13 protein-coding genes are annotated in these 15,556 nt (G+C 53.1%); all 13 read left to right on the forward strand.

Features of this window, described 5'->3' with window-relative positions:
- Nucleotides 1-205 precede the first annotated feature (205 nt).
- The 13 genes from MKX70_RS17060 (at nt 206) to MKX70_RS17120 (ending at nt 15,515) form a co-directional block, all read left to right on the forward strand.
- A complete protein-coding gene (locus tag MKX70_RS17060) occupies nt 206-1,234 on the forward strand; it encodes an acyltransferase family protein (RefSeq protein WP_340784544.1) in 1,029 nt (342 codons plus the stop codon).
- 99 nt (nt 1,235-1,333) lie between these two features.
- Complete coding sequence (locus tag MKX70_RS17065; protein ID WP_052416594.1) at nt 1,334-1,759, forward strand: hypothetical protein; 426 nt, start codon at nt 1,334-1,336, stop codon at nt 1,757-1,759.
- Between the two features lie 298 nt (nt 1,760-2,057).
- Nucleotides 2,058-2,792 carry a FadR/GntR family transcriptional regulator gene (locus tag MKX70_RS17070; RefSeq protein ID WP_340784547.1) on the forward strand — a complete coding sequence of 245 codons (735 nt, stop codon included), beginning with the start codon at nt 2,058-2,060 and terminating at the stop codon, nt 2,790-2,792.
- An 8-nt stretch (nt 2,793-2,800) separates the two neighbouring features.
- On the forward strand, nt 2,801-3,985 hold the full coding sequence (locus MKX70_RS17075; RefSeq protein WP_340784549.1) for a M20 metallopeptidase family protein: 1,185 nt from the start codon (nt 2,801-2,803) through the stop codon (nt 3,983-3,985).
- 23 nt (nt 3,986-4,008) lie between these two features.
- Nucleotides 4,009-5,589: an ABC transporter substrate-binding protein gene (locus tag MKX70_RS17080; RefSeq protein WP_340784552.1), complete on the forward strand. Its 1,581-nt coding sequence runs from the start codon at nt 4,009-4,011 to the stop codon at nt 5,587-5,589.
- A gap of 91 nt (nt 5,590-5,680) precedes the next feature.
- Complete coding sequence (locus tag MKX70_RS17085; RefSeq protein ID WP_042237754.1) at nt 5,681-6,598, forward strand: ABC transporter permease; 918 nt, start codon at nt 5,681-5,683, stop codon at nt 6,596-6,598.
- Between the two features lie 16 nt (nt 6,599-6,614).
- The gene (locus MKX70_RS17090; protein WP_340840396.1) at nt 6,615-7,544 is read left to right on the forward strand and encodes an ABC transporter permease; all 930 of its coding nucleotides are present in this window, start codon (nt 6,615-6,617) and stop codon (nt 7,542-7,544) included.
- Between the two features lie 13 nt (nt 7,545-7,557).
- Entirely contained in the window at nt 7,558-8,529 is a 972-nt protein-coding gene (locus MKX70_RS17095) for an ABC transporter ATP-binding protein (RefSeq protein ID WP_042237752.1), read from the forward strand.
- Nucleotides 8,529-9,548: an ABC transporter ATP-binding protein gene (locus tag MKX70_RS17100; RefSeq protein WP_042237750.1), complete on the forward strand. Its 1,020-nt coding sequence runs from the start codon at nt 8,529-8,531 to the stop codon at nt 9,546-9,548. Before MKX70_RS17095 ends, MKX70_RS17100 begins: the two co-directional genes overlap by 1 nt.
- Nucleotides 9,529-10,311, forward strand: a complete 783-nt coding sequence (locus MKX70_RS17105) for a creatininase family protein (protein ID WP_052416593.1) — start codon at nt 9,529-9,531, stop codon at nt 10,309-10,311. Before MKX70_RS17100 ends, MKX70_RS17105 begins: the two co-directional genes overlap by 20 nt.
- A gap of 15 nt (nt 10,312-10,326) precedes the next feature.
- Nucleotides 10,327-11,553: a trans-sulfuration enzyme family protein gene (locus MKX70_RS17110; protein WP_042237748.1), complete on the forward strand. Its 1,227-nt coding sequence runs from the start codon at nt 10,327-10,329 to the stop codon at nt 11,551-11,553.
- A gap of 30 nt (nt 11,554-11,583) precedes the next feature.
- Nucleotides 11,584-14,049 carry a S9 family peptidase gene (locus tag MKX70_RS17115; protein ID WP_340784563.1) on the forward strand — a complete coding sequence of 822 codons (2,466 nt, stop codon included), beginning with the start codon at nt 11,584-11,586 and terminating at the stop codon, nt 14,047-14,049.
- Nucleotides 14,050-14,303: 254 nt separating this feature from the next.
- The gene (locus MKX70_RS17120; protein ID WP_442950527.1) at nt 14,304-15,515 is read left to right on the forward strand and encodes a D-alanyl-D-alanine carboxypeptidase family protein; all 1,212 of its coding nucleotides are present in this window, start codon (nt 14,304-14,306) and stop codon (nt 15,513-15,515) included.
- The last annotated feature ends 41 nt before the right edge of the window (nt 15,516-15,556 follow it).

Consider the following 15,556-nt stretch of genomic DNA (forward strand, 5'->3'; position numbering starts at 1 on the left):
ACTTTAGCCCTAGTATGGCAAGCCGAAACAGATACGAGTGTCATCTAGGAGCAGCGCCTTATTTTCTACGTTGTTCGTCCGTTGTTAAGTGCCATTCTTTTCAGAAACAACACTGAAATATTTCATTTAAAATTGAAATAAATAATTAACCAACCTATAATTATAATTAAATAACATCTGAAATGGGAGGAGATGGAAGGGGAAAGTGAAAAAAAGACGTGAATTATGGATTGATGCGGCCAAGGGCTTCAGTATTATTTTTGTAGTGATGGGCCATTCCGGCGATGCGGCAACGAATCATTATTTGTCCTGGTTCCGGATGCCGTTGTTCTTTCTGCTAAGCGGGCTGGTGTTCAAACCGGTCGATCCCGGACGTTATCTGGGTTGGGCGGCGAAACGGACCAAGGGACTGATGACTCCCTATTTTGCCTACGGTCTCCTGATTGCGGTGGTACTGCTGCTGTTCAGCTTCAATATACGGGGATTCGCGGAAAATATAGCGAGGCTGCTGTACGGGGGGCTGTCGCTGACCGGTCCTTACGGGGTGTTCTGGTTCATCACCTGCCTGCTGTTTACGCAATTGCTCTTTGGATACATCGTCAGATATTCCCGCAGAACACAACTTCTCCTGATCACCTCCGCCTACCTTGTCTCCCATTTGATCTCCCTGACCGCGCTTAAGAACTTCAATCTTCCCTGGAACATCGATGTTGCACTGCTTGCGGTTACTTATTATGCACTCGGGTTCTATGGCAAACAAGCCATTCCTACGCTAATCAGCCGCTATTCGGCCTTGCTGGTACTGCTTCCTTTGTCTACACTTGTGCTGCTGCTGGAACGGACAGGTGTCATTCATTACAGTCTGAATATGAAATACAAAGAATATGAGTCGCTGGTGCTGGATCTGGCTGTTCCGCTGCTGATTTCCTTGTCGATCTGTGCGGCGGTGTACCAGCTTGCAAGGCTGATTCCGCTGGGCTGGATGGGCAGCCTTGGAAGGAATACCATCACCATTATGTATCTGCATCTGCCTTTGAATTACAGCCTTAAATATCTGCTTGGTGCGGATTACGGGCTGGTACCCTTCACACTGATTGGAGTGGTTCTGCCGCTGCTTATCGCCAAGTGGACTGAGCGCTACCCGGTATTGTCGAAGCTCTATCTTGGAAAAGGTACAGGCAATACTCCGGCAAACCGGCACGGCAAGGCTGCATCTGTCTCTAGTAATGGATGAATCTGCTGCATAAATAGGCAAAGCTATTGATAGAAGTGCACAAGCTCTTTTTCATAATGTTCATATACTTTAGTAGAACATGATAAGGAGTGATACAGCATGGTTAAAACGCTTTTGGATTATAATGCATCGGTAGTTACACCGATTACTAACGGGGTTTCCATTCCGGTTCCGATTTCTCCGGCTGGCGTGCAGATTGCAGGAACGTCGGTTTATATCGATCCGGCGGTTCCTGCCCATTTCCCGAATAAGGTAGAGCTCAAAGCAACAATCGGCGTAAACGTTACGCTGGATACCCCGAATATCCTGGTGCGCATCTGGCGTGCAGGCTTCGAAATCTTTTATGCACGGGCAGAGTACGAGGATTTCTTCAATGACGACGGCATTATCTCGTTGCATATGGTAGATATCAACGTTCCGGCCGGTGTCCAGAACTATCAGCTGATTGTTGAGAATCAGGATGCCAACTCTACGGCTGTTGTGGTTGGACCCGTTATTTTCAGCGCAATGGCCATTGGAGGCTAAGCCGGCAGCTATTATAGATGCTGATGTTGAATGAAACCTACGAACAAACAAGGTGTCCAGAGCCGATGTAGGCTGCTGAGACACCTTTTTATTTCGCTCATTTGCTTTACTCTTCAATGTTATCTTTTATCACATTCCGGTTAAAACTTATATTTTTATTTAAATTTGCGTTATATATATTGACACGGGGCTGGGCGGATCGTATTATTACCCTAATAAATGTCTTTTTTTTGATCTTTTTAAAGGTCTAAGGTTTGAACCATATAACATTAGTGCTGATGAAATGGAGTGTGAATGAATGCAGCTTCAATTTCCATTGCAATTCGAGAAAGTGAACTCCAAAAAGGTAAGTGATTTTATCCTCGAACAATTAGAGGAGGCTATTATTCTGAAGGAGCTGCTCTCTGAGGAGCAGCTGCCAACGGAGAGGGAGCTTGCGACAATCTTTAATGCCAGCCGGCTGGCAGTACGTGAAGCGCTCGGGCAGCTTGAAGCCAATGGGCTGATTGAGAAGCGTGTGGGTGCCAAAGGCGGAACCTTTGTCCTCCCGGTTACGATGAACTCCCACCGCCGCACGAAAAAAGAAATTGAGCGGGAATGGGACAAGATGCTCAAGGTATTCGAGTTCCGAATGCTGATTGAACCGGAGGCAGCCTTTCTTGCAGCCGGGCGGATTACACCGGAGGAAGTGGAACAGCTTCAGGAGCTTTTGGATATGAGCAGAGCTGAGGATTGTCCGCGGGAATTGTTCCGGGCGCTGGATGTGAAGTTCCATCTGAATATCGCGAAGTCTTCCAATAATCTGTATTTTGAAAAAGCGGTTCGCCAAATCCGGACGCAGATTAATCCTGCACTCGATCTGATGCCGTATAACCATGAAATCCGCTCAGTAAACTGTGAAAACCACAGTCTTCTGCTTGAAGCTATTCAGGCCAGGGATGCCGGGCTGTCCAAAGAAATTATGCGTCAGCACATTGCCAAATCGGCGGAAGCTATTTATGCAAGGGTTTTTGACGGAGGAGAGAGGGGGTAGCGCGAGCAATGTCCATGGATCATATTCTGAGCCTGGCACAAGAGCTGGGCAGTCGGCTTACCGGCTGGCGGCGCGATTTACACCGGCATCCCGAACTGGGGTACCAGGAAACGCGGACAGCAGCAATAGTAACAGAGCATTTGAGGAATCTTGGGCTTGAAATCACCACACAGGTTGGCGGTACAGGTGTTGTCGGACTGCTGCGGGGAGAACAGGATGGACCGACCATTGCCCTTCGGGCTGATATGGATGCTCTGCCGATTCAAGACCTCAAGGAAACCGAATACCGCTCACAAAATGCGGGTGTGGCCCACTTATGCGGACACGATGCGCATACCAGTATGCTGATGGGCGCTGCAGAGCTGCTTACCGGTCTGGGGAAGCCGCAGCATGGGAATATTAAATTCATCTTTCAGCCGGCGGAAGAAGGACTGGCGGGTGCCAAAGCGATGATTGACGACGGGGTGCTTGAGAACCCCAAGGTCGATGCCATTGCCGGCATTCACATGTTCCCGGGTCTGGACACAGGCACCTTCGGCGTTTCCAAGGGGGTAGCCTTTGCTTCGACGGACAGTCTTAAGCTCAAGATCATCGGCAAGGGAGGACATGCCGCCCGTCCGCAAGAAGGGATAGATGCAATAGCTGTATCCGCCCAAGTAATCTCGGCGCTCCAGAACATTCCGAGCCGGATGGTTGATCCGCTGGAACCGGTCGTAATTACCATCGGCACAATCAGCGGCGGCTACATGGGGGCAGCTCTGGCCCCGGAAGTCGAGATGGTAGGGACGGTGCGTACGTTGTCCGCAGGCGTTCGTTCGCAATTGCCGAGCCTTATTGAGCAAGTGGTTTCCGGAGTGTGCAGCTCCTTTGGAGCGGGCTACGAGCTGAGCTATGGCGAAGGCTATCCGATCGTGCTGAACGATGAGGATATGGTAGATCTGATGACAGAGACCAGTGAGCAGCTGCTGGGCAGAAAGGTATGGAATTACATTAAGCCATCCACAGGCGGCGAAGATTTTGCCTTTTATTGCGAACAGGTTCCTGGAGTATTCTTCCGGCTGGGGTCCGGGAATGCTGACGAGAGCACACGTTACCCGCTGCACCATCCGAAGTTTGACCTTGATGAAACGGCCCTTCCGTACGGGGTTGCGATGTTGTCGGCGATCGCCTTGAATTTTGTGAACCGAACCTAGAACAGATACGAGGAGTGGAAGAGATGACAAAGCGTAAATGGACTTCAGGCTTGTTAACGTTTCTGGTAGCGGCAGTGGTGTTATCCGGCTGCGGAGGTAACAATGCGACTGGCGGGAATACGGCACAGAGCGCGGCACCTGCAGCAGGCAGCAATACTGCAGAACAGGGCAGTAAAGTGCTGACGATTGCTAATATCACCGATATTGAGAGCTTTGATCCGCACAACAACAACAATACGGTCAGTGAATCGGTGCTGGTCAATGTGTTCGACTACCTGCTCAAGAATGACAGCGAACAGAAGAAGGTGCCTGGACTGGCCACCTCCTGGGAGCAGGTGGATGATACCACCTGGCGTTTCCACTTGCGTGAAGGCGTGACCTTTCATAACGGAGATCCGTTTACGGCCGCAGACGTGAAATATACGATTGAACGTGTAGCCAAGGACAGTGCGCTCAAGCAGAACTCATATTTTAAAAACATTGTTGAAGTAAAGGCAGTTGATGATCTGACCGCCGACATTATTACTACCGGGCCGGACCCGCTGCTCCTGAACCGTCTCTCGAAGATGGGCGCAGGCATTCTGCCTTCCAAGTACATTGAAGAGAACGGCATTGATGCCTTTCTGAAACAGCCGGTAGGTACAGGTCCTTACAAGTTCAGCAAATGGACCAAGGATGATCGTGTAGAGCTGGTGAAGAACGATAATTATTTCGATGGGGCGCCAAAATGGGATGAAGTTGTGTTCCGTTCCATTCCGGAAGCTTCTACCCGTGTCTCTGAACTGCTCGCCGGAGGAATCGACATTGCTGCCGGAATTCCATCTACCGATGTAGCCCGTGTGGAAGATGCTGATCGTAAACAAATTGTTAAAGCGCCTATCCAGCGGGTACTGCAGTTGATCCTTCGTCAGACTGAAGGCAGCCCAACCGCCGATCCGAAAGTTAGAGAAGCAATTGATCTGTCGATTGACAAGCAAGGGATTGTAGACAGTATTGCCGGCGGAGCCGGTATTGTCACCCGTACCTCTGTAACTCCAGGTAACTTCGGAGCGGATGCCTCTCTCTACAAGCAAAGTTTGTATGATCAGGCCAAAGCCAAGGAATTGTTGAAGGAAGCCGGTTATGCTGAGGGCAGTCCGGAGCTGACGATCTCCGTATCCTCGCAGTACAAAGAGTACTCCGAAGTCGTGGCCGCCATGCTGGAGCAGACAGGATTCAAGGTCAATCTGGATGTGCTGGAGCCGAGTGCATTCAGCGAGCGTTACAGCTCGAAGTCCTTTAAAGAAATCTTCATGATCGGGATCGGCAACTCCCTGTTCGATGCCTCCAACAACTACAATCGTTTCCTGGCGGAAGAGGCGAAGGGTGAGACGGATTACAATAATCCGGAGGTCGAGAAGCTCCTGCAGCAAGCACTGGTGAACATGGACCCCGCCTCGCGTGAAGAACAATACAAGCAGGTGCAGCAGATTCTGGCGGATGACCGCCCAGCTGTATATTTGTTCCAGATGGAAGGAATCTACGGGACTAATGACCGTGTGACCTTCACACCGAGAAGCGACGAAATGTTCTTCGCAGAGGAAATCACGCCTGCTAATGAATAGATGCGATAAGAGCGGCGGGAACCTGGACTTCAGGTTCCTGCAGTTCTTTCATGAAGAAGTCAAGCTTGGCTGAGGCTGGAGGTGAATCAACTTGCTAAAATATATCGTCAAATCTCTGTTGCAGGTCATCCCGACCTTACTGATAGTCTCTCTGATCGTGTTCGTGCTGGTCCGGGTTACAGGTGATCCCGTAGCGCTGATGCTGCCGGAGACGGCAACTGCCGCGGACCGGGCGGCATTGACCCAGGCGCTGGGGCTGGATCAGCCGCTCGCGGCCCAATACATCAAATTCCTGGGCAGTGCACTGCAAGGGGATTTCGGCAATTCGTTCCGCTATGGGGAATCCGCGCTGCCGCTTGTCCTTGAGCGGCTGCCGGCCAGCTTCGAGCTGGCTGCCGCTGCGATGCTGTTCGCTGTTCTGATGGCGATCCCGCTCGGTATAGCTTCTGCGGTGAAGCGCAATACGTTCACCGATCTGATGATTTCCGGGGTCTCGGTTATTGGCAAGGCGATGCCGAACTTCTGGATGGGCATCATGCTGATTCTGCTGTTCTCGGTTATTCTCGGGGTACTGCCGGTATCCGGGCGGGGAGGATTTACCCATCTGGTGCTGCCTGCGTTCACACTGGGCGTGGGGCTCGCGGCACAGATGACCCGGCTGATCCGTTCGAGCATGCTGGACATTCTGAACCAGGACTACATCCGCACCGCGCGCAGCAAGGGCATACAGGAGCTGCTGGTTGTAGGCAAGCATGCTTTTCGCAATGGAATGATTCCTGTGGTGACGATTATGAGCCTGCAGTTCACCAGCCTGATCGGCGGAACCTTGATTACAGAGACGGTATTCGCCTGGCCGGGCCTTGGACAGCTGCTGGTCGTTGCAGTGAATACGCATGATATGGCGATAGTACAGGCAGCTGTTTTTGTGATTGCTTTTATTGTGGTAGTTACGAATATTCTGACCGATGTAGCCTACCGTCTGCTCGATCCGCGGATTAAATACAACTAGAAGGGAGGAATGTGCTATGACAGGGTCTACTCTGAGTGGATCACTGGATGGAGCCATCGACGGGCTCGTTGCAGAAGGTAAGCCGTCCGGGTTCGGACTGGGCTGGAAAAGGCTGCTGCGCAGCAAGACCGGAACCTTCGGCGCTGTTCTGGTGCTGCTCGTTACACTGACAGCGCTGCTTGCACCGCTGCTCGCCGGGCAGGACCCGGCTGCGATTGACCCGCTTAACCGGCTGAAGCCGCCGATGTGGATGGATGGCGGCTCTGCAGCCCACTGGCTGGGCACAGATAATCTCGGCCGGGATATGTGGAGCCGGATCGTCTATGGTTCGCGCGTCTCGCTGATCGTAGGCATCGGGGCTGTACTCGTCTCAGGGCTGATCGGCGCGGCACTCGGCTTGATGTCAGGCTTCTACGGTAAATGGGTGGATGCGGTGATTATGCGGGTAGCTGACTCTTTTATGGCTATTCCGACAATTCTGTTCATGCTCGTTGTGCTGGCTGTAGTCGGTCCCGGACTGACTACGCTGATCTTCGTCATCGGGGTGACAAATTGGGTGTCCTACACCCGTGTCGTGCGCGGAGAGGTGCTTAGCATCAAAGAACGGGACTTCGTCAAAGCGGCGAGATCGGTAGGGGCGAAGAACGGGCGGATCGTGCTTAAGCATATTTTGCCCAATATTCTCTCTTCGTTCATTGTCCTCTCCGGGATGAATGTGGCGACGACCATTATTATGGAAGCCTCTCTAAGCTTTCTGGGGCTCGGCATCAAGCCTCCGGCTGTCTCCTGGGGCGGCATGCTGAGTGACGGCAGACAATATATAGCAACAAGCTGGTGGGTTGCAACATTTCCGGGAATAGCGATTACCATAACCGTGCTCGGTGTAATTTTTCTGGGCGACTGGCTTCGTGATGTGCTGGACCCGCATATGAAGGCGAAAGGATAAGGGGGAATCGGACATGACCCATTTGCTGGAGGTTCGCGGCTTACAAACTTATTTTCAAACTGAAGGAGGGCTGCTCCCTTCGGTGGACGGCGTCAGCTTCTCGGTGGACCGCGGGGAAACCCTGGCGATTGTCGGGGAATCGGGCAGCGGGAAGAGTGTGACCTCCATGTCCATTATGGGGCTGGTGGCTTCACCGGGACGAATAGTGGGTGGAGAGATTTCTTTTGAAGGCAGGGATCTGCTGAAGCTGTCCCGGAGCGAGATGCGGAGGCTGCGGGGCAACGACATCTCTATTATTTTTCAAGAGCCCATGACCTCTCTGAACCCTGTATTCACGATTGGCAATCAGATCAGCGAAGTACTGCGCAAGCATCAGGGACTTGGCAAACAGGCAGCAGCACAGAAAAGCATTGAAATGCTGGAAAAGGTCGGCATTTCGAACGGCAGGAAGATTGCACGAAGCTTCCCCCATCAGCTCTCCGGAGGCATGCGACAGCGGGTTATGATTGCCATTGCGCTGGCCTGCCGTCCCAAGCTGCTGATTGCGGATGAGCCGACCACCGCCCTTGATGTGACTATTCAGGCGCAAATTCTTGATTTGATTGAAACCCTTAGTATAGAGGAGAACACCGGAGTTATTCTTATTACACATGATCTTGGTGTTGTGGCTGAAATGGCGGACAAGGTGGCTGTGATGTATGCCGGTGAAATTGTGGAGGAGGCCTCGGTCTTCGAATTGTTTGAGCATCCGAAGCACCCCTATACAATAGGCCTTTTGGGCTCACTGCCCAAGATAAACGAGCAGCGTGAGCGTCTGGATTCCATTCCCGGCTCTGTGCCGAATATGCTTTCCATGCCCTCAGGCTGCCCCTTCCACCCGAGATGTACTTATGCGGATGAGCGCTGCAGACAGATCAAACCCCGGCTTGAGGAGAAAGCGGCGGGACACCGGGTCAGCTGTCTGAAAGCAGAGGAGGTGCACTGATGAGAAGTCACCGGAAAGAGGTACCCTTGCTGGAAGTAAGGGGGCTGAAGAAGTATTATCCAGTCAAGAAGGGCTGGCTGGGAAGAGAGTCAGGCGCGGTTCGTGCTGTAGACGGGCTGGATTTCCATGTATTTCCGGGTGAAACACTGGGAGTAGTTGGAGAGTCGGGCTGCGGTAAATCTACGATGGGCCAGCTCGTTACCAGGCTGCAGGAGCCTACCGAAGGCGAGATTATTTTTGAAGGCAGAGACCTTGCAGCACTGAGCGAAGGTGAGATGAGGCGGGTTCGCCGGGACCTGCAATTTGTGTTCCAGGATCCTTACTCTTCACTCAATCCGCGAATGAAGGTGTTTGACGTAGTTGCAGAACCGCTGATCGTCCACGGTCTGGCGAAGGGAGCAGAATTAAAAAGGGAAGTCTACCGGCTGCTTCGGGCGGTGGGGCTTGACGAGAATCATGCCGCCCGTTACCCGCATGAATTCAGCGGAGGACAACGGCAGAGAATCGGGATAGCCCGTGCGCTTGCGCTGAATCCGAAGCTGATTGTCTGCGACGAGCCGGTATCCGCGCTGGATGTATCCATTCAGGCGCAAATTCTCAATTTACTGAAGGATCTGCAGGAGGAATTCCAGCTAACCTATATCTTTATTGCTCACGGCTTGCCATCCGTCAAGCATATCAGTGACCGGATTGCAGTCATGTATCTGGGACGGATTGTGGAGATTGCCGAGCGTGACGCGCTGTTTGAGCGGCCGGACCACCCGTATACCGAAGCGCTGATGGCTTCGGTTCCGGTCTCCGATCCGAAGCTGCGCAAGAAGCGGACACTGCTGAGCGGCGAGCTGCCGAATCCGGCGAATCCGCCGCGAGGCTGTGCCTTTCATCCGCGCTGCCCGTATGCGACCGGGCTGTGCCGGGAGCAGGCACCGGAGCTGGTGGAGCATCAGGAGGGCCATTATTCGGCTTGCCATTACCCCCTGCATCGAAAGGAGCATGAAGATGCCGCAAACACCAAGTAATTATTTGAAAGAGATGAGCTGGGCCGCCTTCACGGAACGTAAAAATGAAACGGATCTGGCCATCATTCCAGTGGGGGCCATCGAGCCTTACGGCCATCATCTGCCGATGGGCTCTGACACTCTGGTTGCAAGCAGGCTGGCGGAGCGGGTTGCTGCCCGTACCGGCGCTGTCATTGGTCCGGTGCTGGAGGCCGGGGATTCGGCAATGCTGGATGAATTTCCGGGCACGATTACAATTTCTCCCGAGAGCTTCAAGGGCTATCTGAACGATGTCATGAACAGTCTGCTGAAATGGGGATTCAAGGATTTCCTGTTCTTGAACGGCCATGCGGGAAATGTTGGCATTATCAGCCAGATTGCTTATTCGCTCAGGGAACGCACCGGTATCCGCAAAGCACAGATCGATATTTGGCGCTTCATGCAAACCGTGGACCAGGACGTGCTGCAGTCAGGGGCACTGGCCCATTCTCATGCCGGAGAGGCGGGCACCTCAGTAATGCTGGCGCTGTACCCGGAATTGGTTCACATGGAGCTGGCACGCAGCGTACAGCGCAAGTCGCCGGATGCTTTTCCGGAGATTATGAAGTATGGCAAGCTCTCAGACAACAGTGAATGGGGGACGATGGGCAATTCTACGCTCGCAACAGCAGAGAAGGGCCATCATCTCGTAGATCATGCGGTAGACCGGATGGTACGGTTTCTGCATGAGGAGTGGGGAATCAGGGATAACGCACAGCTGGCAGCACTATCAGAAGAATCATGAAGGAGGGACTGCACGATGGCACACCCAGACTGGCGTTTTGACACCTTGGCTGTCCATGGCGGGCACCAGCCGGATGACCTTACCAGAGCTGTCTCACAGCCCATTATTCCAGCTGTGGCGTATGCGTTCCCGGATACGGATACTGCCGCTGAAGTAGTTGCGGGCCAGCGGGAAGGCACGTATTACGGAAGATACGGCAATCCGACAACGCAGACGCTGGAGCGGAAGATGGCCGAGCTGGAGGGCGGAGAGGAATGCATTGGGCTTAGCAGCGGCATGGCGGCAATCTCTGCCGCACTGCTGGCGTATCTACAGGCAGGAGATCATGTTCTGGTCACTAAGGATGTATATGGCGGCACTTATAATTTTGTTACGTTGATGGCCCCGCGTTTTGGAATCACTCATTCATTTGTAGACTGTACTGATCTAGAGGCAGTGTCTGCGGCTGTTCAGCAGAATACGAAGGCAATATTTGTTGAGACACCGTCCAATCCACTGCTGACTGTGCTGGATTTAAGTGCTTTGGCTGATCTGGCTCATTCCCGCGAGCTTCCGCTGATTGTGGACAGCACGTTTATGACGCCATATCTGCAGAAGCCGCTGGAGCTTGGGGCAGATATTGTCGTACACAGCGCAACCAAATATATCAACGGACATGGCGATGTCGTGGCCGGGCTGGTGATTGGCCGCAAGCCGGTTATTGAATTCATCCGCAAGCGCATTACGGGGGATCTGGGACAGAACCTTAACGCATGGGAGTCCTTCCTGATCCTGAGAGGATTGAAAACTATGGGCCTGCGGGTCCGCACTCATTGTGAGAATGCGCAGAGGGTCGCTGAATACTTGCAGGGGCATCCCTTAATCAGCAAGGTCCATTATCCGGGTCTGGCCGGGCATCCGCAGCATCAATTGGCACAAGTGCAGATGAGGGGCATGGGCGGCATTGTCTCCTTTGAGGTGGAAGGGGGAATGGCTGCAGGCAAGAGGTTCATGGACAGCCTGAAGCTGGCGATGATATCCTTCAGCCTTGGTGATCCGGAGACGCTGGTTCAGCATCCGGCCAGTATGACCCACTGTTCCATCCCTGCTGCAGAGCGGCTGAAATTCGGCATTACCGACGGTTTGATCCGCATGTCTGTCGGGCTGGAGGATGCGGAGGATATCATTGCCGATCTGACGCAGGCGCTTGCTGCATTGCAGCCGGATTATAAGTGCAGCAATGTTGTAGGAACTGGTTCCTGAGTTCGCGTTCAATCTAAGGAGGATCTGCTTATGGGAGCAAAACGGGTTGAACCCGAGACTTTGAGGCAATACCGACTGGTCAGTGACCCGGCGGTACATCCAGCCGGTCACATGGCAGCCTACCTGGTAAAGGAGATTCACCCGGTAAACAATGAGTACCGGACCTATATTCGGGGGGTGTCCCTGGATGGAGATTCAGATACGCTCCTAACGGAGGGCGACAAGGACAGCGCTCCGCAGTGGTCGCCGGATGGAAGCCGCCTGGGCTTTATGCGTGATGCCGGGGATGGACGGCAGGTATGGGCGGTATCACCCTCGGGCAAGGAGCCAGTACAACTGACACATGCCAAGCGCGGGGTCCTCAGCTTCTCCTGGTCACCGGACAGCCGGATGATTGCATATACGGCTAAGGTCAGCAATGACAATCATATAGAATCGCTTCCCCCCGAGCAAGCCAAGTCGCTGGAGAACAGCCTTGGCCGAGCTTATGAGCGGACGATTCCGAAGGCTGAAGGCGCGGGCTGGTGGGACGGCTTGTATTCCCATCTATTCCTGCTCTACACCGGCAGCGGCAAGGTTGTCCAACTGACCTCTGGGAAGTATAATGCCGCGCAGCCGGCATGGTCGCCGAATGGCCGGGAGCTTGCTTTTCTGACGAAGATTGTGGACGAGGAGGTGCAGGACCCTGATCTGCTGCCCTTCAATGATCTGTATACGATGGATCTGACCGACATGAGGGTTAGAAAGAGATCATCTTCGACTCTGAATATCAGCCAATTCACTTATTCTCCAGACGGCAGCGCGTTTGCACTTATCGGAGATGACCGCACCTATGGGAGCGGAACCCATAACCGTCTGTATGCTTTGCCCGCTGAAGGAGGCACGCCGGAGGCCTTCCATGCCGAGACGGAAATGCAGCTCGGTAATTTTGTGTTGAATGATGTGAAGTCAGGCATGGCGGCTCCGGGCCCTCTGTATTTGAATGGCGGGACTGATCTGTATGCACTGGGAACTTCACAGGGCGGGGTTCATCTATACCGGTTCGTCCGGAATGAAGCTCCGGTGGCTCTTACAGCTGGTGAGCTGGATATTCATCAGATCTCCGCTGCTGCAGATGGCCCCTATGTGGTGGCTGCCGCCATGGATAAGAGCGGACCTGCAGAGTTGATCCGTGTTGATACCCGGACGGGCGAAGTGTTTGGATTAACGAACATGAACAAGACGCTGATGGGCAAGTTACACGTGATTCTTCCGGAGCCGGTTGCTGCAGATACAGCAGATGGCTATAAGATCCATGGATGGATCATGAAGCCGCAGAAGCTGGCAGAAGGGCAGAAGGTGCCGCTGATTCTGGTCATTCACGGCGGCCCGCATGCCATGTATGCACCAGCCTACAGTCATGAGCTTCAGGTGCTGGCTGCAGAAGGCTATGCGGTATTGTTCGCCAATCCCCGGGGCAGCTTCGGTTACGGTCAGGATTTCGCCAAGGCCTGCCGCGGGGATTTCGGAAATGGCGACTATCAGGACCTGATGGATATCGTGGATGCGGCTGTTGCGAATTATAGCTTCATTGACGAGAATCGGCTGGGCGTAATGGGCGGGAGCTACGGCGGCCTGATGACCAATTGGATAGCTGGACATACCACCCGTTTCCGCGCTGCCGTCTCGCAGCGGGGCATCTCCAACTGGTTATCCTTCTATGGGCTCAGCGACATTGGGATCACCTACACAGAAGGAATTGCCGGCGGCAATCCATGGGACCATGCGGAGCTGCTGTGGTCCAGATCTCCTCTGGCCTATGTGAATCAGGTGAGAATTCCAATGCTGATCATGCATGGGGAGCAGGATCTCCGCTGTCCTGTCGGACAGTCGGACGAATGGTATACCGCACTGAAGCGTCTCGGGAACCCGGCCCGTCTGCTCCGTTATCCCGGCTCAGGCCACATGTTCCTTAAGCTGGGCAAGCCTTCTTACCGTGTACAGGCCCTGCAAGAGGTTAATTCCTGGTTCAAGCAATATTTGACCGGAGGTGATGAGATGAAGCAGAGAATGCAGCTTCCGCTGCCCCTTGCTCTGCTGCTTGAGAACGTCCGGAGCAGCGGAATGCCGGAGCAGACTGTGATTGACAGTTTGAGGACAAAGGATTTTTCAGCTGTGCAGAGCTTACTGGCTGAACCCGGAATGGACACCCGGGAACGCGCACAGCTTGCTGAAGACATGCATGTGGATTGGAAGCAGGCGGTCCGGGAAGGATATGAATTCGGATTCCTGCATACCAATGGACTGAAGAAGCTGCTGAGGTTCCGGTTCCGGCTGATCGAGAATGAGGATTATGTGCAAGAGGGAGCAAGTCTGAAAGGGCTTGAGCTGACCAGGGAACAGGCGGAGACGCTTCATACCCTAATTTACCGGCAGTGGAATGTGGTAGAAGAAGGACCGGCTGCGGGAGAAGATTCAAGGAATTATACGCTGCAGAGTAAAAGCGAACTTGTATAGTGAAGCAGTCCAGGCAAATGCCTTTACTCGGAATAAACATGAACTAAAAAAGTTATTCTATAACTACAGCCCACATCTTGCTGACAAGGTGCGGGCTTTTTAACGCTTCATGCAGCGTGAATTATATGGAGCTGATTCTAGTGTTATTTGCTAAGCTCCTTTTTTCTGCGCAAAAATGGAATAATTTCCTGCACTTTTGACGAAACTGGAACACAGTACCTGTGAAATGAAGGTTAACGTTCAGGAGGGGAACCATTGTGAGAAAAATTCGTTATGTAACGCTTGCGCTGTGCATCGCTGTTTCGGTTCTGGGAGGGGCATCCGGCGCTTTTGCTGAGGAAAAATCCAAAGGCACTGCCAATGCTGGCAATACCGGAAGCACTGCAGTTGACCTCGCACCCGGGGCACGTTCTGCCATTCTAATGGATGCCAGCACGGGCACGATCATCTACGAGAAAAACAGCCATGACAAGCTGCCGCCGGCCAGTATTACCAAAATTATGACTATGCTGCTGACCGTGGAGGCGCTGGATGAAGGCAGGCTGCAGCTGACCGACAAAGTGCGCACCAGTGAGTATGCTGCATCGATGGGCGGTTCTCAGATTTTTCTGGAGCCGGGTGAGGAAATGACGGTGGATGAAATGCTGAAGGGCATCGCCATGGCTTCCGGCAATGACGCTTCTGTAGCGATGGCGGAGAAAATCGCCGGCTCGGAGAGCGCTTTTGTGGATCTGATGAACCAGAAAGCTGAAGCCTTGGGTCTGAAAGATACCCACTTTGCCAACTGCAATGGACTGCCGGCAGCGAATCATTATTCATCTGCGCATGACATCGCCGTAATCAGCCAGGAACTGCTGAAGCATGAGCGGATTATCAAGTACACCGGCTCCTATCAGGATTACCTGCGCAAGGATTCGGCCAAGCCGTTCTGGCTGGTCAATACGAACAAGCTGGTGCGTTTCTATACAGGCGCTGACGGCCTGAAGACGGGGTATACGGCTGAAGCGAAGTTCTGCCTGTCCGCAACTGCGGCCAGAGACGGACTGCGTGCCGTTGCGGTTGTACTGGGTGAGCCGAATACCAAAACACGCAACAGTGAAGTGTCGTCGATGTTCGATTACCTCTTTTCCCAATATAAGCTGCATACGATTCACAAGGCGGGGGACCCCATCGGCACAGTGAAGATTGAGAAGGGCGTGAAGACGGAGCTGCCGCTGACGGCGAAGGAAACTTACAGTGTATTACTCAAAAAAGGAATTACCCAGGAGGGTATCCGGCATGAGCTGGTGCTGGAAGAAAACTTGAAGGCTCCTGTGGCCGCAGATCAGACTGTCGGCAAGCTGGTCGTATATCAAGGGACTGACGTGCTGAAAGAATACGAACTGAAGGCAGGCGAAGATGTGGCTAAGGCAGGCTGGTGGAAGCTGTTCAAGCGTACAACGGGGTCGCTTTTTACCATTGATTAGAGCTAGTGATTAATTTCTTGCATTTTGTAGATTCGTCCCAT

The organism is Paenibacillus sp. FSL R7-0312 (assembly GCF_038004445.1).
Lineage (GTDB): Bacteria > Bacillota > Bacilli > Paenibacillales > Paenibacillaceae > Paenibacillus_AQ.